Below are 16,583 nucleotides of genomic sequence, written 5' to 3'. Positions count from 1 at the left end.
ACCTTATCTTCGGGAAAGCGCGGTCAAAGCTCAAGATCAAGGCGTCGGTGCGCAGCTCGGGGCGTGTGACACCGGGAAGGTGTTTGACGCGTGAACGCACGCGCACTAGCGTCACAAGAGCAACAGGGAGTGCGCGCGTGCTGGATAACTCAATCGCCCGGATCGAAAATCTTCGCGTCGAATTTCAGACCAAGGATGGCACTGTCGCCGGCGTGAAGGACGTCTCGTTTGACGTGGCGCCTGGCGAGACTGTGGCCATCGTGGGTGAATCAGGATCGGGCAAGTCGGTCTCGTCGCTCTCTCTCATGCGTTTGATCGAGTTTGGCGGCGGTACGATTGCGCGCGGCAAGCTGCTCTTTGATCGTCGGGAGGGCGGTCAGATCGATTTGGCCGATACCGAACAGGAGATGATGCGCCAGATTCGTGGCAATGAAATCGGAATGATCTTCCAGGAGCCCATGACGGCGCTGAACCCTGTGTTCACGATTGGACGGCAGCTGACCGAGGGTCTGCGCATGCATAAAGGCATGAGCAAGGCCGATGCCGAAGCGCGCGCGGTTGATTTGCTTAAACAGGTGCGTATCCCCGAACCTGAGCGCCGCATCTCGCAATACCCGCACGAGCTGTCTGGCGGCATGCGCCAGCGGGTCGTGATTGCCATGGCGCTGGCTTGCGAGCCGCGTTTGCTGATTGCCGATGAGCCTACGACCGCGCTGGATGTGACGATTCAGGCCGAGATCCTCGCGCTCATGGACCGGCTCAAACGGGAAACCGGCACAGCCGTGATGTTTATCACCCATGACATGGCCGTCGTCGCGCAGATGGCGGACCGGGTTGTAGTGATGTTTCGGGGCGAGAAGGTGGAGGAGGGGCCGGCCTCCCAGATTTTTGAGGCGCCCCAGCATCCCTACACCAAGGCGCTTCTCGCAGCGGTGCCAAAACTTGGCGAGATGAAGGGCAAGCCCTTGCCTGAGCCCATGAAGCTCTTCGGGGTTGAGGATCAGAAGATCGAGCCGATCCCGGGAACCAATGAGCCGCTTTTGACCGTGAAGAACCTCGTGACACGGTTCCCTGTCAAGGGCGGGTTCTTCCGCCGTACGGTTGCGCAGGTGCATGCCACGGAAGATGTCTCCTTTACACTCAACAAAGGCCAGACGCTGAGCCTTGTGGGGGAATCGGGGTGCGGAAAGTCGACGGCGGGCCGGTCCATCCTGCGGTTGGTCGAGCCCAATTCAGGCCAGATTGATCTGGCCGGGACAGACATTATGGCGCTGGATCAACGCGAGTTGCGCGAAGCGCGCCGCGATATGCAGATGATTTTTCAGGATCCCTTCGCAAGCCTCAATCCGCAGATGCAGCTGATGGATCAGGTCGCCGAGCCGATGCAGAACTTCAACGTGGCATCTGGCTCCGAAATGCAGGATCGCATCGCGATGCTCTTTGATCGCGTGGAATTGCCACGCTCGTTCATGCGCCGCTATCCGCATGAGCTGTCGGGCGGCCAACGCCAGCGGATTGCCATTGCCCGAGCGCTCGCGCTCAATCCCAAGCTCATCATCGCGGATGAAGCCGTCTCCGCGCTTGATGTGTCGGTGCAGGCGCAGGTGTTGAACCTGATGATGGAATTGCAGGCGGAGCTGGAGCTGTCCTTCCTGTTTATCTCGCATGACATGGCTGTGGTGGAACGGGTCTCGCATAATGTGGGCGTGATGTATCTCGGGCGCATCGTCGAGCTTGGCCCGCGCGCCGCCATCTTCGAGAACCCTCAGCATCCCTACACGCAGGCGTTGATCAAAGCCGTCCCCATCGCAGATCCGCGCCGGCGCAAATCCGAGACGGAATTGAATTTCAAACCGATCCCGTCTCCGATCCATCCCCTCGAGTATGATCCCGCGCCGTCGGAATACGAGAATGTCGGCCCGGGGCATTTCATTCTGACAACCGACAGCGGCTATTGAATGCGCCTGACGCAGCTGACACCGTTTATCCTGTGCGCAGATCTCGATCGGGCCATTGGCTTTTACGAGGGGATTCTTGGCTTCACTTTGGGGTTTCGCCAGGACAACTACGCCTTCCTGCGCCGGGATCAGGCCGCCTTGCGCCTGATCATGGTCGATGATGACACCGATCTGACCGCGCCTGACCGCGAAAATTCGATCTATATCGATGTGGAAGACCTCGATGCTGTCTTTGCTGAGATGAAACCACGCCTAGATAAACTGAAATCGGACCGCGTGCGCGCGCCCTTCAATCAAGCCTATGGGCAGCGGGAATTCCATATCTATGACGAGGATTGCACTTTGGTCTTCTTTGGTGAGGCAATCACATGAGTGACACGCCTGAACGTCTGTCACCGCGCGCCATTCTGGAAGCGCTCGTGGCGTTCCCGACCGTCAGTCGCGATACCAATCTGCCGCTTGTCGATTGGGTTGAGGCCTATCTGGCATCCCATGGCATCGTGTCTCACAGGTATTTGGACAAGGGCGGCGAAAAGGCGGCACTCTTTGCCCATGTCGGACCCGATATCTCGGGTGGTGTCGTGTTGTCAGGGCACACCGATGTTGTGCCTGTTGACGGTCAGGATTGGGTCAGCGATCCGTTCACTGTCGTGGAAAAAGACGGCAAGCTTTTCGGGCGCGGGACATGCGATATGAAGGGGTTCGATGCGCTGGCGATCTGGGCGCTTGTCGAAGCCCGCTACGCGAACCTGCGCACACCTCTCCAGCTGGCCCTGTCTTACGATGAAGAAATCGGCTGCACGGGCGCGCCACCAATGATCGAGGCGATGCAAGAAGTGTTGCCCAAAGCGTCTGCCGTGATTGTGGGCGAGCCGTCGCGCCTGTCTGCCGTCACGGGCCACAAAGGCGGGCTTGGATGGCAGACCCATGTGCGTGGCCATGAGGTACACAGCTCGATCATGCACACGGGAGTGAGCGCCGTGATGCAGGCCGGGGAGCTCCTGGCCTGGGCCAATGCGCAAAACGCTGCTGCGGCGGCCGCAGAGCCGCACCCATTGGCACAGGATTTCGACCCGCATTGGTCGACCTGGCATGTCGGCGTTATCGAAGGCGGCACAGCGCATAACATCACAGCAAAAGACTGCAGCTTTGCCATGGCGTTGCGCGTGGTGCCGGGCGATGATCCCGCCGAGTTGGAAGCACGCTACAAGGCGAAGGTTCAGGAGGTGCGCACAGCGATGCGCGCGGTGCATCCCGATACATCGATTACGCTGGGCCGTTTCTTCGATGTGCCTCCCTTGGTGCCTGAGGAAAATGGTGCAGCGGAGGCCATCGTGCGCCAGTTGACGGGCGACAATGGCACCCATGTCGTGAGCTACGCCACAGAAGCCGGCCAATTCCAGGAGGCGGGCTATTCCGCTGTTGTGTGCGGCCCGGGCGATATCGCGCAAGCGCATCAGCCCAACGAATTCATCGAAATATCGCAAATGGAGGCAGGCGAGGCCTTTCTCCGCAAACTCATCACATTGCTGCAAGGGGAAGAGTAGCGCATGCCAGTAAAAAACCGTTTTGCCGAGTTGCAGGCTGAAATCACCGAATGGCGTCGGGATTTGCATGAAAACCCGGAAATTCTCTTCGAGACGCACCGCACCTCCGCGCTTGTCGCCGAAAAGCTGCGCGCGTTTGGCTGCGAAGAGGTGGTCGAAGGCATTGGCCGTACGGGCGTTGTGGGAGTGATCAAGGGAAAATCCGATACCACCGGCAAGGTCATCGGGCTGCGCGCTGATATGGATGCGCTGCCGATCCTCGAGGCCACAGGGCTCGACTATGCCTCCAAGACACCCGGCGCCATGCACGCCTGCGGCCATGACGGGCACACGGCCATGCTTCTGGGCGCGGCCAAGTACCTCTCCGAGACGCGAAACTTTGATGGCACTGTTGTGGTCATATTCCAGCCCGCCGAAGAAGGCGGCGGCGGAGGTAAGGAGATGTGTGATGATGGCATGATGGACCGTTGGGGCATCCAGGAAGTTTACGGGATGCACAATTGGCCCGGCAAACCTGTTGGCTCCTTTGCCATTAGGTCTGGCGCGTTTTTTGCGGCGACGGATCAGTTCGACATCGTCTTTGAAGGCAAAGGTGGCCATGCCGCCAAGCCACAGGAAACAGTGGATACAACCGTAATGGCCGCGCAGGCGATCCTCGCCCTGCAAACGATTGCCAGCCGCAACGCCGATCCGGTGGATCGTATCGTTGTCTCCGCCACGTCCTTTGAGACCTCGTCCAAAGCCTTCAACGTGATCCCGCAGAGTGTTCATATCAAAGGCACCGTGCGCACGATGACTGCCGCCATGCGCGACCTTGCTGAACGCCGCATCAAGGAAATCTGCGCCGGGATCGCGGCGACCTTTGGCGGGCAGGTTGAAGTGACGTATCATCGTGGCTACCCGGTCATGGTCAACCATGAGGATCAAACTGCATTTGCCGCAGAAGTCGCCGCCTCTGTCTCGGGCCAATGTGATGAAGCGCCGTTGGTCATGGGGGGCGAAGACTTCGCCTTCATGCTGGAAGAACGCCCTGGCGCTTACATTCTCGTCGGCAACGGGGATAGCGCTTCCGTCCACCATCCTGAATACAACTTCAACGATGAGGCAATTCCTGCGGGATGCTCATGGTGGGCAGAAATCGTTGAGCAACGCATGCCCGCGGCGCAGTAGTCTCAGGTGATTGTCCCGGGGGCGCGGCGCGTGGCCCCCGGCACTGCAACCTCTTAGTTAGCGGTCGCTTCTGCTTTGGATTTGCTCGCTGCTTTTTTGCGGGTTGCGGGCGCTTTTGCCTTGGTGGATGCCACCTTTGGTTTCGCCGCTGCTTTTTTGGCAGGCGCTTTGCGGGCCTTTGGCGTGGGCTGTGCGGATTTCAGGCGCTCAATTGCCTGAGTCCAATGCGCGTCTGCCCGACCGTCGGGCTGCCCCTCTTCTTGCCAGATGTAAAATGCAGCTTCCGCGATCATCGCGTCGGTAATGTCTTTGGTGCTCATGGGTCCTCCAGGTAGCTATATATGCTGCGGCGCAGCAATGTTAACGCTAACGGGTTACTTCAGCGAGGCCAGTCTTGGCAAGCCAATAAAACAGGGGAATCTGCATCCGGATCAAACATGCCTGTTTTGCGGCATGCTGGCGTGTCGCGCGGAACCGCGCTAGACGGGCCGTGACAAGAGCCGACAAGGGGCAAGACATGGCGCAAGCCAACATCATGTGTATCAAGTGGGGCACGCTGTTCGGGCCTGAATATGTCAACAGGCTCTATTCCGGGGTGCGTCGCAATCTCGCCCATGACATTCGCTTCATGTGCATGACGGAACATGCCGATGGGCTGCATCCTGACATCGAAGTCTTGGACCTGCCTGTCGAGCCCTTTGCCGAGCCCATGGCGCAGGCCCTTGCCGTGGCCAACAGGCAGGGCGCGATGCGGAAAGTTTCGCTGTTCAAGCCCGGTCTCGTGCCGGACCTGCAGGGTCCTGTGCTTGGCTTCGATCTGGATGTCGTCATCACAGGTGATCTGGCGCCGATCTGGAGCATGGCGCCGGGCAAGATCGCGATGCGCCATGACTGGACGGAAAAGCGCAAAGGACGTCCAACAGGGCATGGGTCCGTTTTTCGCTTCGATCCGGCGGTGCACGGCTTTCTCTACGACGATCTTGCTGCAAACCCCTATGCCGAAGTCGAGAAGGCGCGCGGCTCGGAGCAGCGCTACACGTCGCACAAAGGCATGGATCGTGACGCTTTCGCCTATATTCCGGAGCCTTGGGTCGTGAGCTTCAAATACGATTGCAACCCGTTCCCAACCAATTACCTGCGCCCTCCGACGCTGCCCGACGAGGCGCGTGTCGTGTGCTTCCATGGACGGCCAAAAATGTCGGACGCGGTGACGGGGTATTCGGGATCCATTATACGGCGCTCAAAGCCTTGCTCCTGGCTGGCAGATCACTGGATCACGCGAACGAAGGACGACCTCGGCGCACAATGGGCGTAAGCCAGATCAAGCGATGTCGGCTTCTTCTGGTTGAAAATACGCAAATCCCGAAGGTGTCGCTTAGCCGCCGGTATGGCTCATATGACGTGTCATTTGCCCATCAAGCCGTTGACGCGAATAGTCAAAATCATGGCCTTTGGGCTTGCGCAGGATGGCGGCACGGATAGCGTCTTCCAGCGGGGCATTGTCCTCTGGATGATTGCGCAGTGCGGCGCGCAGGTCCGCGTTGTCCTCCTGCCCAAGGCACATGAACAATTCGCCCGTACAGGTCAGGCGCACGCGATTACAGCTTTCGCAGAAATTATGGGTCAGGGGCGTGATGAAGCCGATTTTCTGGCCTGTCTCTTCAAGCCGGACATACCGGGCAGGGCCGCCGGTGCTCTCAGGCAGGTCGGTGAGCGTGTAATGCTCGGCCAGCCGGGCACGCAGATCTTTGAGGGGCCAATATTGATCCAGGCGGTTCTCGTTGCCGATGTCGCCCATGGGCATGACCTCAATCCAAGTCACATCCATATCCCGCTCGGCGCACCACTCCGTGATGGGCAGAAGTTCGTCTTCGTTGAACCCTTTGAGGGCCACCACATTGATCTTGACCCGCATCCCGACGGCTTGCGCGGCATCAATCCCTTTGAGGACCTGGGCGAGGCGACCCCAACGCGTGATGTCGGAGAATTTTGCCTCATCCAGCGTATCGAGTGAGATGTTGATGCGCCGTACGCCTGCATCCCAGAGGTCCTGGGCATAGCGCTCCAGCTGCGAGCCATTGGTCGTCAACGTCAGTTCGCGCAGGGCGCCGCTGTCCAGATGCCGGGTCATGGCGCGGAAGAAGGTCATGATCTCGCGGCGCACCAAAGGCTCGCCGCCGGTGATGCGCAATTTCTCGACGCCCATATCCACAAACGCCGTGCAGAGCCGGTCAAGTTCCTCCAGCGTCAAAAGTTCCTTCTTGGGCAGGAACGTCATGTTCTCCGACATGCAATAGACACAGCGGAAGTCGCAACGGTCTGTCACAGAGACGCGGAGATAGGAAATCGGGCGCGCGAATGGATCAATGAGTTTTTCTGTCATATCTACAAGCTAAGGACCGCTGTTTCCTCCGGCAAGCACAAAGCATCATTGAAGGCCCGAAGGCAAAATCGTAAGGCTGAGGAATGAGACAGTTTGTCTGGATTCCTGTTATTGCCCTGTGCGCATGTGCCCAGCTTGCCCCTCGCGCGTCGGCGCCGGAGGTCAAACCCGAAGTTGATTCGGAGCTGCGCCCGCAGGCCCGGCCTGAGAGCCTCGACATAACCGCGCCTCCCGCACCGCCAGTCAATGCGCGCACCGCCGAGCAGTTTGACACGACAAGCGCCGAAGACCGCGCGGCGGCCGCCGCCACGCCTGCCGTCGCACAGGAGCGCGATCTGGGCACCAGCGTGGCCTCTCTGGGGGATCCCGCGCAGCCCGGTTTCTGGTTGGAAACGCCGCTTGTGCGCGAAGAAACGCAAGGGCGCGTCGTCTACAACGGCAAGTCCTCCGCCGTGACCCTGCGACCTATCGAGGGGCCCGCAACAGCCGGGAGCCGGTTGTCCCTGGCGGCCATGCGCCTGATCGGAGCGCCGCTTACGGGTCTGCCGGAGGTTCAGGTGTTCGCGAATTGAGCAATCGCCCCGCTTCCTTGCGGGCGAAAGGCTTCATGCGCGCGCCATGGGTGTCAATGAAGGCTGCGGCTTTCTCCGGATCGTGTTTGGACATGTAGCGGACCCACCAGGCAACGGCCTTTTGGATAAACCAGGCCTTGTCATCGAGATAGCCCGCGGCCCAGCCGAGTATACGATCCTGTGCAGCGCTCTCATGGGGTTTGGGATTGCGCAATTTCGCCCAGGGCAAAGTGATCACAAGGGCCGCGCGTTTGGTCCACATATGCTCAGACGTGGTCCAGAGCGCGACCTCATCGAGGCGGGAGGGATCGGCTGTGAGCCTGCGTTGACCGGCCATGCAGGCGTGATCGGCCACAGCCCAAGCGTCAAAACTGGGCACCCAATCGCAGATCAGCGCCCAGGCCTCGGCGTCGGGCCGCAGCCGGGCTTGGGTGAGCAATTTGGCTGCAAGGATGCGCGCCTCATGGATGTTTGTTGCCCATAGATCGCGCGCCAGAGACACGCGTGCCTCAACCGACAAGCTGCGCCGCCATTCCCGGGCCTTTTCGTCCAAAACCGGATTGGCAACACCCAGATAGGGCCGGTTCACCTTGTGATAGGCGGCCATTTCCTCTGCTTTGCCGGGGATGACATGCGGGTCCAGCGCTGCGAGGGCTTCCGTCGCGCCAAAGGTCATTCCACGGTGACAGACTTGGCGAGGTTGCGCGGCTGGTCCACGTCCGTGCCCTTGGTGATGGCGGTGTGATAGGCCAGCAATTGCGCCGGGATCGCGTAAAGGATCGGCGCCAGAATGGGCGGGACAGACGGCACCGCGAGGCTCCGCCAGACATCGTCACCTGCCGTTTTGATCCCTTCGGCGTCGGAGATCAAAAGCACACGCCCGGCGCGCGCCATGACTTCCTGCATGTTGGAAACTGTCTTGTCGAAAAGAGAATCTGTGGGCGCCATCACCACAACAGGAACGCTGGGATCAATGAGCGCAATGGGCCCGTGTTTGAGTTCGCCTGATGCATAAGCTTCGGCGTGTATGTAGCTGATTTCCTTCAGCTTCAATGCGCCTTCGAGCGCTAGAGGATACATCACGCCACGACCCAGGAACAAGACATCGCGCGCCTCCGCCAACTCCGCGCTGACCGCCTGCACATCGCCTGACATGACCAGCGCATCGTTGATCTGCCCGGGCAGCATGCGGAACTGGCTGAGCGTATCGGAGAGCGCGTCTTGCGTCATTTCCTTCCGGTCAGTCGCCGCGCGCAACGCCAGGGAGAGAAGCACCGTCAGCTGACAGGTGAACGCTTTTGTGGAGGCCACACCGATCTCGGCGCCGGCATGGATCGGCAGAACCACATCGCTTTCCCGCGCAATGGAGCTTTCGGGCACATTGACCACCGCGACGATCTTCTCGGCCTTGCCCTCGACATAGCGCAGCGCCGCGAGCGTATCGGCGGTCTCGCCCGATTGAGACACGAAGATCGCCAGCGTGCGCGCCGGGATCGGGGGCTCACGGTAGCGAAACTCCGACGCAATATCGACTTCCACGGGCAGGCGGGCGGTCTGTTCAAACCAGTACTTGGCGGTCAGGCAGGCGTAAAATGCCGTGCCGCAGGCGACCATGAGAACGCGGTCTACATCTGCGAAGTCCGGCAAACCGTCGGGGAACGTCAGGCCGCCGTCGGTCGTGGTATAGGCTTGCAGCGCTTTTTGGATGACCGTTGGCTGCTCTGCGATTTCCTTGGCCATGAAGTGTTTGTAGCCGCCCTTGTCCGCCGATGCGCTGTCGATGGAGACGGTCTTGATCATGCGGTTGGCGCGCCGGCCCGCTTCATCAATCACGTCGAGGCTGTAACGCGTTAGGATCGCGCGATCGCCTTCTTCCAGATAGGTGATCCGGTCCGTGAGCGGCGAAAGCGCAATCGCGTCAGAGCCTACGAACATCTCACCATCGCCATGGCCAATGGCCAGAGGCGAGCCCTTGCGCGCGGCGATGATCAGGTCTTCTTCACCGTCAAACAGAAAGGCCAACGCAAAAGCGCCTTCGAGGCGATCAAGGGTCGCGAAAGCGGCGTCTCGCGGGCTCATGCCGGCATCGAGATGCTGTTGGGTCAGCAAAGCGACTGTTTCGGTGTCGGTCTCGGTTTGGGCGGGGATGCCATGCTCGGCCAGCTCCGCGCGCAATTCACGGTAGTTCTCGATAATGCCATTGTGCACAACCGCGACCGGGCCCGAGCGATGAGGGTGGGCGTTTGTGACCGAGGGCGCACCATGGGTGGCCCAGCGTGTGTGCCCGATGCCTGATTTGCCGGGCAGGGGATCATGGACCAGCAGATCGGACAGGTTTACCAGTTTGCCCACCGCCCGACGGCGGTCGAGAACCGTGTCATTGACCGTCGCGATGCCTGCGCTGTCATAGCCTCGATATTCCAGCCGCTTGAGCGCTTCCACGAGAATGGGCGCCGCTTCATTGTTGCCCAGATATCCGACAATTCCACACATGTTACTCGCCTTTGACCTGACCGGCTTTCTTGGCGCGCAGCATCTCGAAGAGCTTGACGGCCAATCCGGCTTTGTTGGTTTGTTTTGCGCGCCCGATTGCCAAGGCCTCATCGGGCACATCCGTTGTGATCGTGGACGACGTCGCTGTCATGGCGCGATCTCCGACGCGGACAGGGGCGACGAGCATCGTGTTCGAGCCGATAAACGTGTCAGCGCCAATCTCGGTATGATGTTTCATCACGCCGTCGTAATTGCATGTCACGGTGCCTGCGCCGATGTTGCTGCGGGTGCCGACGCGGGCGTCGCCGATATAGGTCAGATGGTTGACCTTGGCGGCTTCGGCGATCTCTGCGTTCTTGATTTCAACGAAATTGCCAATCCGCGCGTGTTCGGCGATCTCCGCGCCGGGGCGCAGCCGCGCGTAGGGCCCGACAATGGCGCCGCGGCTGACGTGACAGCCCTCAAGATGCGAGAAGGCGCGGATATGCGCGCCGTTTTCCACCGTCACGCCGGGGCCGAAGACAACATGTTGCTCGATAATCGTATCGGGGCCAATGAGTGTGTCGTGGGCCAGATGAACCGTCTGAGGCGCGCTCAATGTCACGCCAATTTCGAGGAGCGTCGCGCGCTGTCTGGTCTGAAAGGCCTCTTCCGCGGCGGCCAGATCGGCGCGCGAGTTGACGCCCAAAGTCTCGCTTTCATCGCAGGCCACGGCGGTTGCCGAGAGCCCGCGCGCTTGGGCCAGAGCAGGCAGGTCGGTGAGGTAGTATTCGCCAGAGGCATTGTCATTGCCAACCTCGGCGATAAGCTCAAACATCACCTTGGCCGGGGCGAGGATCACACCGGAGTTGCAAAAGGAGATCGCGCGTTCGCTCTCATTGGCATCCTTGAACTCGACAATGCGCTCAAGCCGCTCGCCTTGCATGACAAGGCGGCCGTATTTGCCGGGATCGGCCGCATCAAAGCCCAGCACAACGATATCATGCCGCGCGCGCGCCTCCTGCATGCGGGCGATGGTCTCGGGCTGTATGAAGGGCGTGTCGCCATACAGCACGACAACATCTCCCTCAGCATCCTTCAATTGGGCGCGCGCCTGATCTACCGCATGGGCCGTGCCCAATTGCTCGTTTTGCAAAACGACCTGGACATCGGGAGTGTGCGCTTTGGCGGCCGTTTCGACAGCCTCCGCGCCATGGCCCGCAACAATGATCGTGCTCAGCGGGTCCAGCGCCTCGCCCGCCTTCATCGCATGGATCAGGAGCGGCGCATGGGCCACCTGATGGAGCACCTTTGGCAAGTCCGAGCGCATGCGCGTGCCTTTGCCGGCTGCCAAAATAACGAGATGAAGGCCCATATCTGTGTGTCTCAGCGTGTTTGTGTCGTTTTTACTTTGCTCAGCGTCAGCTTTTATCGTCTGCCGCCTTGCCTGCAAGAGGGGCTTGCGTCACATCTCATGTCACTTTGTCATGAATTGGGCATGGACTTGCCGGGAGGGTATTTTGCGCAGTGTGATTTTTGACCTCGATGGAACGCTGGCAGATACCTCCGGGGACCTGCTGGCTGCGGCCAATGCCTGTTTTCGGCAAATGGGGCATGGCGATGTGCTGGGGCCACCGGATGCCGGCATTGCGCTTCGAGGCGGCAAGATGATGCTGCGCACGGGGCTTGCTCGTTTGGGGCGCAGTGATGAGGCCGAGGTGGAGCGGTGGTATCAACCACTGCTGGAGGCCTACGGCGCCGCGCTGGACCAGCACACTTTCCTGTATGATGGCGCCATGGAGGCGGTCGAGACACTCAAGTCACACGGATTTGCCGTGGGCATTTGCACCAACAAGCCGGAAGGGCTTGCCGAAGCGCTCATGACCTCGCTGGGCGCGCGCGGGGCATTTGGTGCGCTCATTGGCGCGGATACATTGCCTGTTCGCAAACCCGATCCGGCACCTCTTGTGGAAACGGTGCGTCGGCTGAATGGCGATCCAAAGCGGACCTGCCTTGTGGGGGACAGCGATACAGATCGCAACACGGCTGCGGCGGCAGGCGTGCCGTCCATTCTGGTGACCTTCGGGCCATCAGGCGAGGATATGGCCGCGCTTGCGCCAGAGGGGCTTTTGCACGATTATTCCGACCTGCCTGCTCTGGCCGCGCAATTGGTTCCGTGAAGGCATGAACCCGACCGGCCCCGCCCGGCGCTTGACGTGGCAGGGGCAGAAACAGGGAAGAGACGATGAAAGACCACGACATACCCGTCGCGCCCGATCACGCCGAGCGTTTTGAGGGAAACTTCACTCAGCAGGAACCGATCCCGGAGACAGCCATTGCGGCGGCTGTGGCCGTCATGCAATCGGGGCGTTTGCATCGTTATAACACGGGCCCGGGAGAGCTGTCGGAGACGGCCCTTCTGGAGCAGGAGTTTGCCGCACAGACTGGTGCCAAATACTGCCTTGCGGTGGCGTCAGGAGGTTATGCCATGGCGACGGCGCTGCGCGCTATGGGCGTGGGGCCCGGCGACAAGGTGTTGACCAACGCCTTCACGCTGGCGCCAGTGCCCGGTGCGATTGCCGCGATTGGCGCACAGCCCGTTTTTGTCGGGGTGACAGAAGCGCTGACCATCGATCTCGATGATTTGGCGGCCAAGGCGGATCAGGCCGATGTCCTGCTTTTGAGCCATATGCGCGGGCATCTGTGTGACATGGATCGGCTGATGGAGATTTGCGCAGCGTCCAATATCGCCGTGATCGAGGATTGTGCGCACACCATGGGTGCGGCCTGGCGCGGCGTGCCGTCTGGGCGGGTCGGGGCGATTGGGTGCTATTCGTGTCAGACCTACAAACACGTCAATTCCGGCGAGGGCGGGCTGATCGTGACCGATGATGCCGATCTGGCAGCGCGCATGATCCTGCTGTCTGGCTCATACATGCTCTACGAACGCCATCTCGCGGCGCCCGAACCTGAGGTTTTTGAGCGCGTGAAATACGACACGCCCAATATCTCGGGGCGGATGGACAATCTGCGCGCAGCAATTCTGCGCCCGCAATTGCAGGATCTTGACCGGCAGGTGGCGCGCTGGAATGAGCGGTATCGCGTTCTGGAGGCCGGCCTGCGCGACGTTCCCGGTTTGACCATTGTCGAGCGACCAGGAGAAGAAAGCATCGTGGGCTCTTCTTTTCAGTTTTTGCTCCTCGATTGGAGCGGGGACAAGGTGCAGGAGGTTGTGTCGCGCTGCGGTGCGCGCGGCGTTGAGCTCAAGTGGTTCGGCGCTGAGACGCCGGTGGCGTTTACGTCCAAATACGATCACTGGCGTTACGCGCCTTCCGAGCCGATGCCAGCTTCGGATCGGGTTTTAGCCGCCGTGGTGGATATCCGTGTCCCACTGACCTTCACGCTTGAGGATTGTGCCCAAATCGCGCGCATAATTCGCGCGGAAACAGGGATTGTTTATCAATCGGGCGAAAATAAGGCTGAAACTGGCGGCTGATTTGGGGATTGCCCCAAGCTGCAGTATTTCTGCACCGTAGAAGTGATTCTGTTATCGACTTGAGAAGGAGAGAATTATGAAATTGTATTCCGTAGGTTTGGCCGTCGCTATGATCGGCCTGGCTGGAATGGCGCAAGCAGCGACGACCACATTTACGGCAGAAGATGTATTGCCAACCGGCCTTGGCACATTGCAAACCGAGCGTAGCAATTGGCAAACGGCAGTCGGATCGCCTGTATCCTCAGAGGGTTTTGAGGGGCTGCAAGGTGCGGTTGGCAACACATTGACCTTCGCCGATTTCACGCTGACCCATAGCGGCGGCGGACTGACGCTTTTCGGGTCCAATAGCCTCACGCGGACGGAAGGTGTGCAAGGTCTTGGCTTTTCGGGCAATGGCTCTGTCACCTTCACCTTCGCCTCCACAATCAATGCCTTTGGGATTGATTGGTCCTCGTTCGACCAAACCTCCACAGTTGTTGACTACAGCGACGATGGCGGCAACAGTCTGTCGGATCTGTTTGTGCCCGTCACGAACGCGGGGGCCGGCTTTTTCGGCATCATCGATACCGGCGGTTTCTCCAGCGTGACCTTCAATGTCTCGCAGACGGAGATCCTGGAGTTCGACAACATCGCATGGGGTACGGTTGCTCCTGTGCCACTTCCTGCGGGCCTGCCACTGCTCTTGGCAGGGCTTGGTGGGTTGGCGATGCTGCGTCGCCGCACGTAATCTCCTCTCTTTTTTTTCCGGTGGACACCAAAGTGAAGGGCGCACAGACATGTGCGCCCTTTTGCTTTGACCCAATGCGCGCCACGCCTTACTATTGAACGAGTGTTCAATAAATGGGATGCGGAGGCGCCTGCGATGTTCAATGCGGTCATGAAATTTGATCTCGGGGAAGATGTGGAGGCGCTGCGCGATATGGTGCATCGCTGGGCGCAGGATCGCGTCAAACCCATGGCGGCAGATATTGATCGAGACAATATCTTTCCGCCGGAGCTCTGGCAGGAAATGGGCGCCTTGGGGCTGCATGGGATCACGGTGAGTGAGGAGGAAGGCGGGGCAGGCATGGGCTATCTGGCCCATGTGGTGGCCATTGAGGAGGTTGCGCGGGCGTCGGCCTCGGTCTCGCTGTCTTACGGCGCGCATTCCAATCTTTGCGTCAATCAGATCAAGTTGAACGGCACCGACGCTCAAAAGGCGCGCTACCTGCCGGGGTTGATCAGCGGGGTCCATGTGGGCGCGTTGGCCATGTCCGAGCCAAGCGCGGGCTCCGATGTCGTGTCGATGAAGCTGCATGCCGAGAAGCGCAACGATCATTTTCGCCTGAATGGCAACAAATACTGGATCACCAACGGGCCGGATGCCGACACGCTTGTGGTCTATGCCAAGACAGATAAGGACGCAGGCTCCAAAGGCATCACGGCCTTTCTGATTGAAAAGACCATGGCCGGTTTCTCAACCTCGCCGCATTTTGACAAACTGGGCATGCGCGGGTCCAACACGGCGGAGCTGATTTTCGAGAATGTCGAAGTGCCATTTGAGAATATTCTGGGCGAAGAGGGACGCGGCGTTGCGGTCCTGATGTCTGGTCTGGATTACGAGCGCGTTGTTTTGGCGGGGATTGGTCTGGGGATCATGGCCGCCTGTCTGGACGAGGTGATGCCTTATGTCTCCGAGCGCGAGCAATTTGGTCGGCCCATCGGGTCGTTCCAGCTGATGCAGGGCAAGATCGCGGATATGTATACGGCGATGAATTCAGCGCGCGCTTATGTTTATGAATGTGCGAAGGCCTGTGATCGTGGCGAGGTCACGCGGCAGGATGCGGCGGCCTGCTGCCTTTATGCCTCTGAGCAGGCCATGGTGCAGGCCCATCAGGCGGTGCAGGCCCTTGGCGGCGCAGGCTTTCTCGCCGATGCGCCTGTGGCGCGGTTGTTCAGGGATGCCAAGCTCATGGAGATCGGTGCCGGGACCTCCGAAATCAGGCGTATGTTGGTGGGTCGTGAGTTGATGGCCGCAATGGGATGAAGGCGGTCTGGATCGTCGCATCAGCGCTGGCGGCTTGCGGGGCTGTGTTTGGGCTGTTGCTCAGCCGTGCAGAGCCTCTGGACGAGGGCAAGGTCATTGCGTTTTACGCCGCGCAATATGTCGCCGAGACGGGTGGGGATCTCACGGATTGCAGGGGTTTGCCCGGGCGCAGGGCCGATGTCTGGCTTATTGTTTTGTGCGAGGGTGCGGCGGGCCGGTTTTCCTATCGCATCGGCCATGACGGCCAGTTGGAACAACCGACCGGAGAGGAAGCATGATTACATTGCACCATTGTCCCCAATCCCGCTCCATGCGCACGCTTTGGCTGCTGCACGAGCTGGGCGTCGACTTTGAACTGCGCAGCTACCCGTTTGACAAGACGTTGAGGCAACCGGAGTTCCTCTCGCTCTCACCCGCAGGCCGCGTGCCTGCCCTCGAGATCGAAGGCGAACGCATGTTTGAGACGGGTGCGATCACCGAATATCTTTGCGAAAGGTTCCCCGAGGCCTGGATGGGCCGCGCGCCTGATGAGCCGGATCGAATGGCATGGCTCGTCTGGGTGCATTTTGCGGAAACCATCAGCCAGCATGTGGCGGCTCTCACGCAGCAGCACATTATGCTTTATGAAGATGCAATGCGCTCTCCCATCGTGATGAAGCTGGAAGCTGCGCGTTTGCGAAAATGCTATGAGGCAATCGAAGCGCGTCTGTCCACGCCGGTCGAAAACCGGGACTATGTGTTGACGTCAGGGTTCTCGGCGGCGGACGTTTCGGTGGGGCAGGCGGTCTACATGGGCCAGCACTTTGCACGGCTGGACGATTTTCCCGAAACCCGGGCCTGGTATGCGCGGATTTCCGAGCGCCCGGCTTTCCAGGCAGCGCTGCCTGAGACGGACGGGGAACGGCTCTACACCCAGGACTTCTATCCCGCCTGGGAAGCGTGAGGGCAATCGTGGGATT

At 60.0% G+C, this 16,583-nt stretch carries 17 protein-coding genes; 12 read left to right on the top strand and 5 right to left on the bottom strand.

What is annotated here, in order from left to right; all coding sequences use genetic code 11:
- Positions 1–137 precede the first annotated feature (137 nt).
- Genes ACP15S_RS10835 through ACP15S_RS10820 form a run of 4 tightly spaced genes read left to right on the top strand, consistent with a single transcriptional unit; the run spans position 138 to position 4,675 of the window.
- A complete protein-coding gene (locus tag ACP15S_RS10835; RefSeq protein ID WP_425039586.1) occupies positions 138–1,958 on the top strand; it encodes an ABC transporter ATP-binding protein in 1,821 nt (606 codons plus the stop codon).
- The gene (locus ACP15S_RS10830) at positions 1,959–2,330 is read left to right on the top strand and encodes a VOC family protein (protein ID WP_425039585.1); all 372 of its coding nucleotides are present in this window, start codon (positions 1,959–1,961) and stop codon (positions 2,328–2,330) included.
- Positions 2,327–3,505 (top strand): acetylornithine deacetylase, encoded by a 1,179-nt coding sequence (gene argE, locus ACP15S_RS10825; RefSeq protein ID WP_425039584.1) that lies wholly within the window; start codon positions 2,327–2,329, stop codon positions 3,503–3,505. The genes ACP15S_RS10830 and argE overlap by 4 nt, the downstream gene beginning before the upstream one ends.
- A gap of 3 nt (positions 3,506–3,508) precedes the next feature.
- Positions 3,509–4,675 carry a M20 aminoacylase family protein gene (locus ACP15S_RS10820; protein WP_425039583.1) on the top strand — a complete coding sequence of 389 codons (1,167 nt, stop codon included), beginning with the start codon at positions 3,509–3,511 and terminating at the stop codon, positions 4,673–4,675.
- Positions 4,676–4,728: 53 nt separating this feature from the next.
- Here the strand turns inward: ACP15S_RS10820 and ACP15S_RS10815 are convergent, their stop codons facing one another.
- Complete coding sequence (locus tag ACP15S_RS10815) at positions 4,729–4,968, bottom strand: DUF2934 domain-containing protein (protein WP_425039582.1); 240 nt, start codon at positions 4,966–4,968, stop codon at positions 4,729–4,731.
- Between the two features lie 224 nt (positions 4,969–5,192).
- Between ACP15S_RS10815 and ACP15S_RS10810 the strand changes: the two genes are divergently transcribed.
- Positions 5,193–5,990 carry a glycosyl transferase gene (locus tag ACP15S_RS10810; RefSeq protein WP_425039581.1) on the top strand — a complete coding sequence of 266 codons (798 nt, stop codon included), beginning with the start codon at positions 5,193–5,195 and terminating at the stop codon, positions 5,988–5,990.
- Positions 5,991–6,050: 60 nt separating this feature from the next.
- Here the strand turns inward: ACP15S_RS10810 and moaA are convergent, their stop codons facing one another.
- Complete coding sequence (gene moaA, locus ACP15S_RS10805) at positions 6,051–7,058, bottom strand: GTP 3',8-cyclase MoaA (RefSeq protein WP_425039580.1); 1,008 nt, start codon at positions 7,056–7,058, stop codon at positions 6,051–6,053.
- Positions 7,059–7,141: 83 nt separating this feature from the next.
- Between moaA and ACP15S_RS10800 the strand changes: the two genes are divergently transcribed.
- Positions 7,142–7,630: a hypothetical protein gene (locus ACP15S_RS10800; RefSeq protein ID WP_425039579.1), complete on the top strand. Its 489-nt coding sequence runs from the start codon at positions 7,142–7,144 to the stop codon at positions 7,628–7,630.
- On the opposite strand, the gene ACP15S_RS10795 is transcribed toward ACP15S_RS10800, so the two are convergent.
- Genes ACP15S_RS10795 through glmU form a run of 3 tightly spaced genes read right to left on the bottom strand, consistent with a single transcriptional unit; the run spans position 7,593 to position 11,477 of the window.
- Positions 7,593–8,306 (bottom strand): DNA alkylation repair protein, encoded by a 714-nt coding sequence (locus ACP15S_RS10795; RefSeq protein WP_425039578.1) that lies wholly within the window; start codon positions 8,304–8,306, stop codon positions 7,593–7,595. The genes ACP15S_RS10800 and ACP15S_RS10795 overlap by 38 nt on opposite strands.
- Positions 8,303–10,123, bottom strand: a complete 1,821-nt coding sequence (gene glmS / locus ACP15S_RS10790) for a glutamine--fructose-6-phosphate transaminase (isomerizing) (protein WP_425039577.1) — start codon at positions 10,121–10,123, stop codon at positions 8,303–8,305. The genes ACP15S_RS10795 and glmS overlap by 4 nt, the downstream gene beginning before the upstream one ends.
- Position 10,124: 1 nt before the next feature.
- On the bottom strand, positions 10,125–11,477 hold the full coding sequence (gene glmU / locus ACP15S_RS10785) for a bifunctional UDP-N-acetylglucosamine diphosphorylase/glucosamine-1-phosphate N-acetyltransferase GlmU (protein WP_425039576.1): 1,353 nt from the start codon (positions 11,475–11,477) through the stop codon (positions 10,125–10,127).
- Between the two features lie 145 nt (positions 11,478–11,622).
- Here glmU and ACP15S_RS10780 point away from each other — a divergent pair, with 145 nt between their 5' ends.
- The 6 genes from ACP15S_RS10780 (at position 11,623) to ACP15S_RS10755 (ending at position 16,567) form a co-directional block, all read left to right on the top strand.
- The gene (locus ACP15S_RS10780) at positions 11,623–12,282 is read left to right on the top strand and encodes an HAD hydrolase-like protein (protein WP_425039575.1); all 660 of its coding nucleotides are present in this window, start codon (positions 11,623–11,625) and stop codon (positions 12,280–12,282) included.
- Between the two features lie 65 nt (positions 12,283–12,347).
- The gene (locus tag ACP15S_RS10775) at positions 12,348–13,598 is read left to right on the top strand and encodes a DegT/DnrJ/EryC1/StrS family aminotransferase (protein WP_425039574.1); all 1,251 of its coding nucleotides are present in this window, start codon (positions 12,348–12,350) and stop codon (positions 13,596–13,598) included.
- Positions 13,599–13,674: 76 nt separating this feature from the next.
- Entirely contained in the window at positions 13,675–14,325 is a 651-nt protein-coding gene (locus ACP15S_RS10770; protein WP_425039573.1) for a VPLPA-CTERM sorting domain-containing protein, read from the top strand.
- 135 nt (positions 14,326–14,460) lie between these two features.
- Positions 14,461–15,624, top strand: a complete 1,164-nt coding sequence (locus ACP15S_RS10765) for an isovaleryl-CoA dehydrogenase (RefSeq protein WP_425039690.1) — start codon at positions 14,461–14,463, stop codon at positions 15,622–15,624.
- Positions 15,621–15,902 (top strand): hypothetical protein, encoded by a 282-nt coding sequence (locus ACP15S_RS10760; RefSeq protein ID WP_425039572.1) that lies wholly within the window; start codon positions 15,621–15,623, stop codon positions 15,900–15,902. Before ACP15S_RS10765 ends, ACP15S_RS10760 begins: the two co-directional genes overlap by 4 nt.
- Positions 15,899–16,567, top strand: a complete 669-nt coding sequence (locus tag ACP15S_RS10755; protein ID WP_425039571.1) for a glutathione S-transferase family protein — start codon at positions 15,899–15,901, stop codon at positions 16,565–16,567. Before ACP15S_RS10760 ends, ACP15S_RS10755 begins: the two co-directional genes overlap by 4 nt.
- The last annotated feature ends 16 nt before the right edge of the window (positions 16,568–16,583 follow it).

This window comes from Primorskyibacter sp. S187A (assembly GCF_049800955.1).
Lineage (GTDB): Bacteria > Pseudomonadota > Alphaproteobacteria > Rhodobacterales > Rhodobacteraceae > JAKVBH01.
The sequence above is the reverse complement of the archived record's forward strand: the minus strand, read 5'-3'. Positions and strand labels throughout refer to the sequence as shown.

Coding starts and splice junctions, on each gene's coding strand:
- glmS (WP_425039577.1), bottom strand. CDS start 10,123: ATGTGTGGAATTGTCGGATATCTGGGCAACAATGAAGCGGCGCCCATT.
- glmU (WP_425039576.1), bottom strand. CDS start 11,477: ATGGGCCTTCATCTCGTTATTTTGGCAGCCGGCAAAGGCACGCGCATG.
- ACP15S_RS10760 (WP_425039572.1), top strand. CDS start 15,621: ATGAAGGCGGTCTGGATCGTCGCATCAGCGCTGGCGGCTTGCGGGGCT.
- ACP15S_RS10755 (WP_425039571.1), top strand. CDS start 15,899: ATGATTACATTGCACCATTGTCCCCAATCCCGCTCCATGCGCACGCTT.
- ACP15S_RS10810 (WP_425039581.1), top strand. CDS start 5,193: ATGGCGCAAGCCAACATCATGTGTATCAAGTGGGGCACGCTGTTCGGG.
- ACP15S_RS10815 (WP_425039582.1), bottom strand. CDS start 4,968: ATGATCGCGGAAGCTGCATTTTACATCTGGCAAGAAGAGGGGCAGCCC.
- ACP15S_RS10820 (WP_425039583.1), top strand. CDS start 3,509: ATGCCAGTAAAAAACCGTTTTGCCGAGTTGCAGGCTGAAATCACCGAA.
- ACP15S_RS10830 (WP_425039585.1), top strand. CDS start 1,959: ATGCGCCTGACGCAGCTGACACCGTTTATCCTGTGCGCAGATCTCGAT.
- ACP15S_RS10775 (WP_425039574.1), top strand. CDS start 12,348: ATGAAAGACCACGACATACCCGTCGCGCCCGATCACGCCGAGCGTTTT.
- ACP15S_RS10770 (WP_425039573.1), top strand. CDS start 13,675: ATGAAATTGTATTCCGTAGGTTTGGCCGTCGCTATGATCGGCCTGGCT.
- ACP15S_RS10800 (WP_425039579.1), top strand. CDS start 7,142: ATGAGACAGTTTGTCTGGATTCCTGTTATTGCCCTGTGCGCATGTGCC.
- moaA (WP_425039580.1), bottom strand. CDS start 7,058: ATGACAGAAAAACTCATTGATCCATTCGCGCGCCCGATTTCCTATCTC.
- ACP15S_RS10765 (WP_425039690.1), top strand. CDS start 14,461: ATGTTCAATGCGGTCATGAAATTTGATCTCGGGGAAGATGTGGAGGCG.
- argE (WP_425039584.1), top strand. CDS start 2,327: ATGAGTGACACGCCTGAACGTCTGTCACCGCGCGCCATTCTGGAAGCG.
- ACP15S_RS10795 (WP_425039578.1), bottom strand. CDS start 8,306: ATGACCTTTGGCGCGACGGAAGCCCTCGCAGCGCTGGACCCGCATGTC.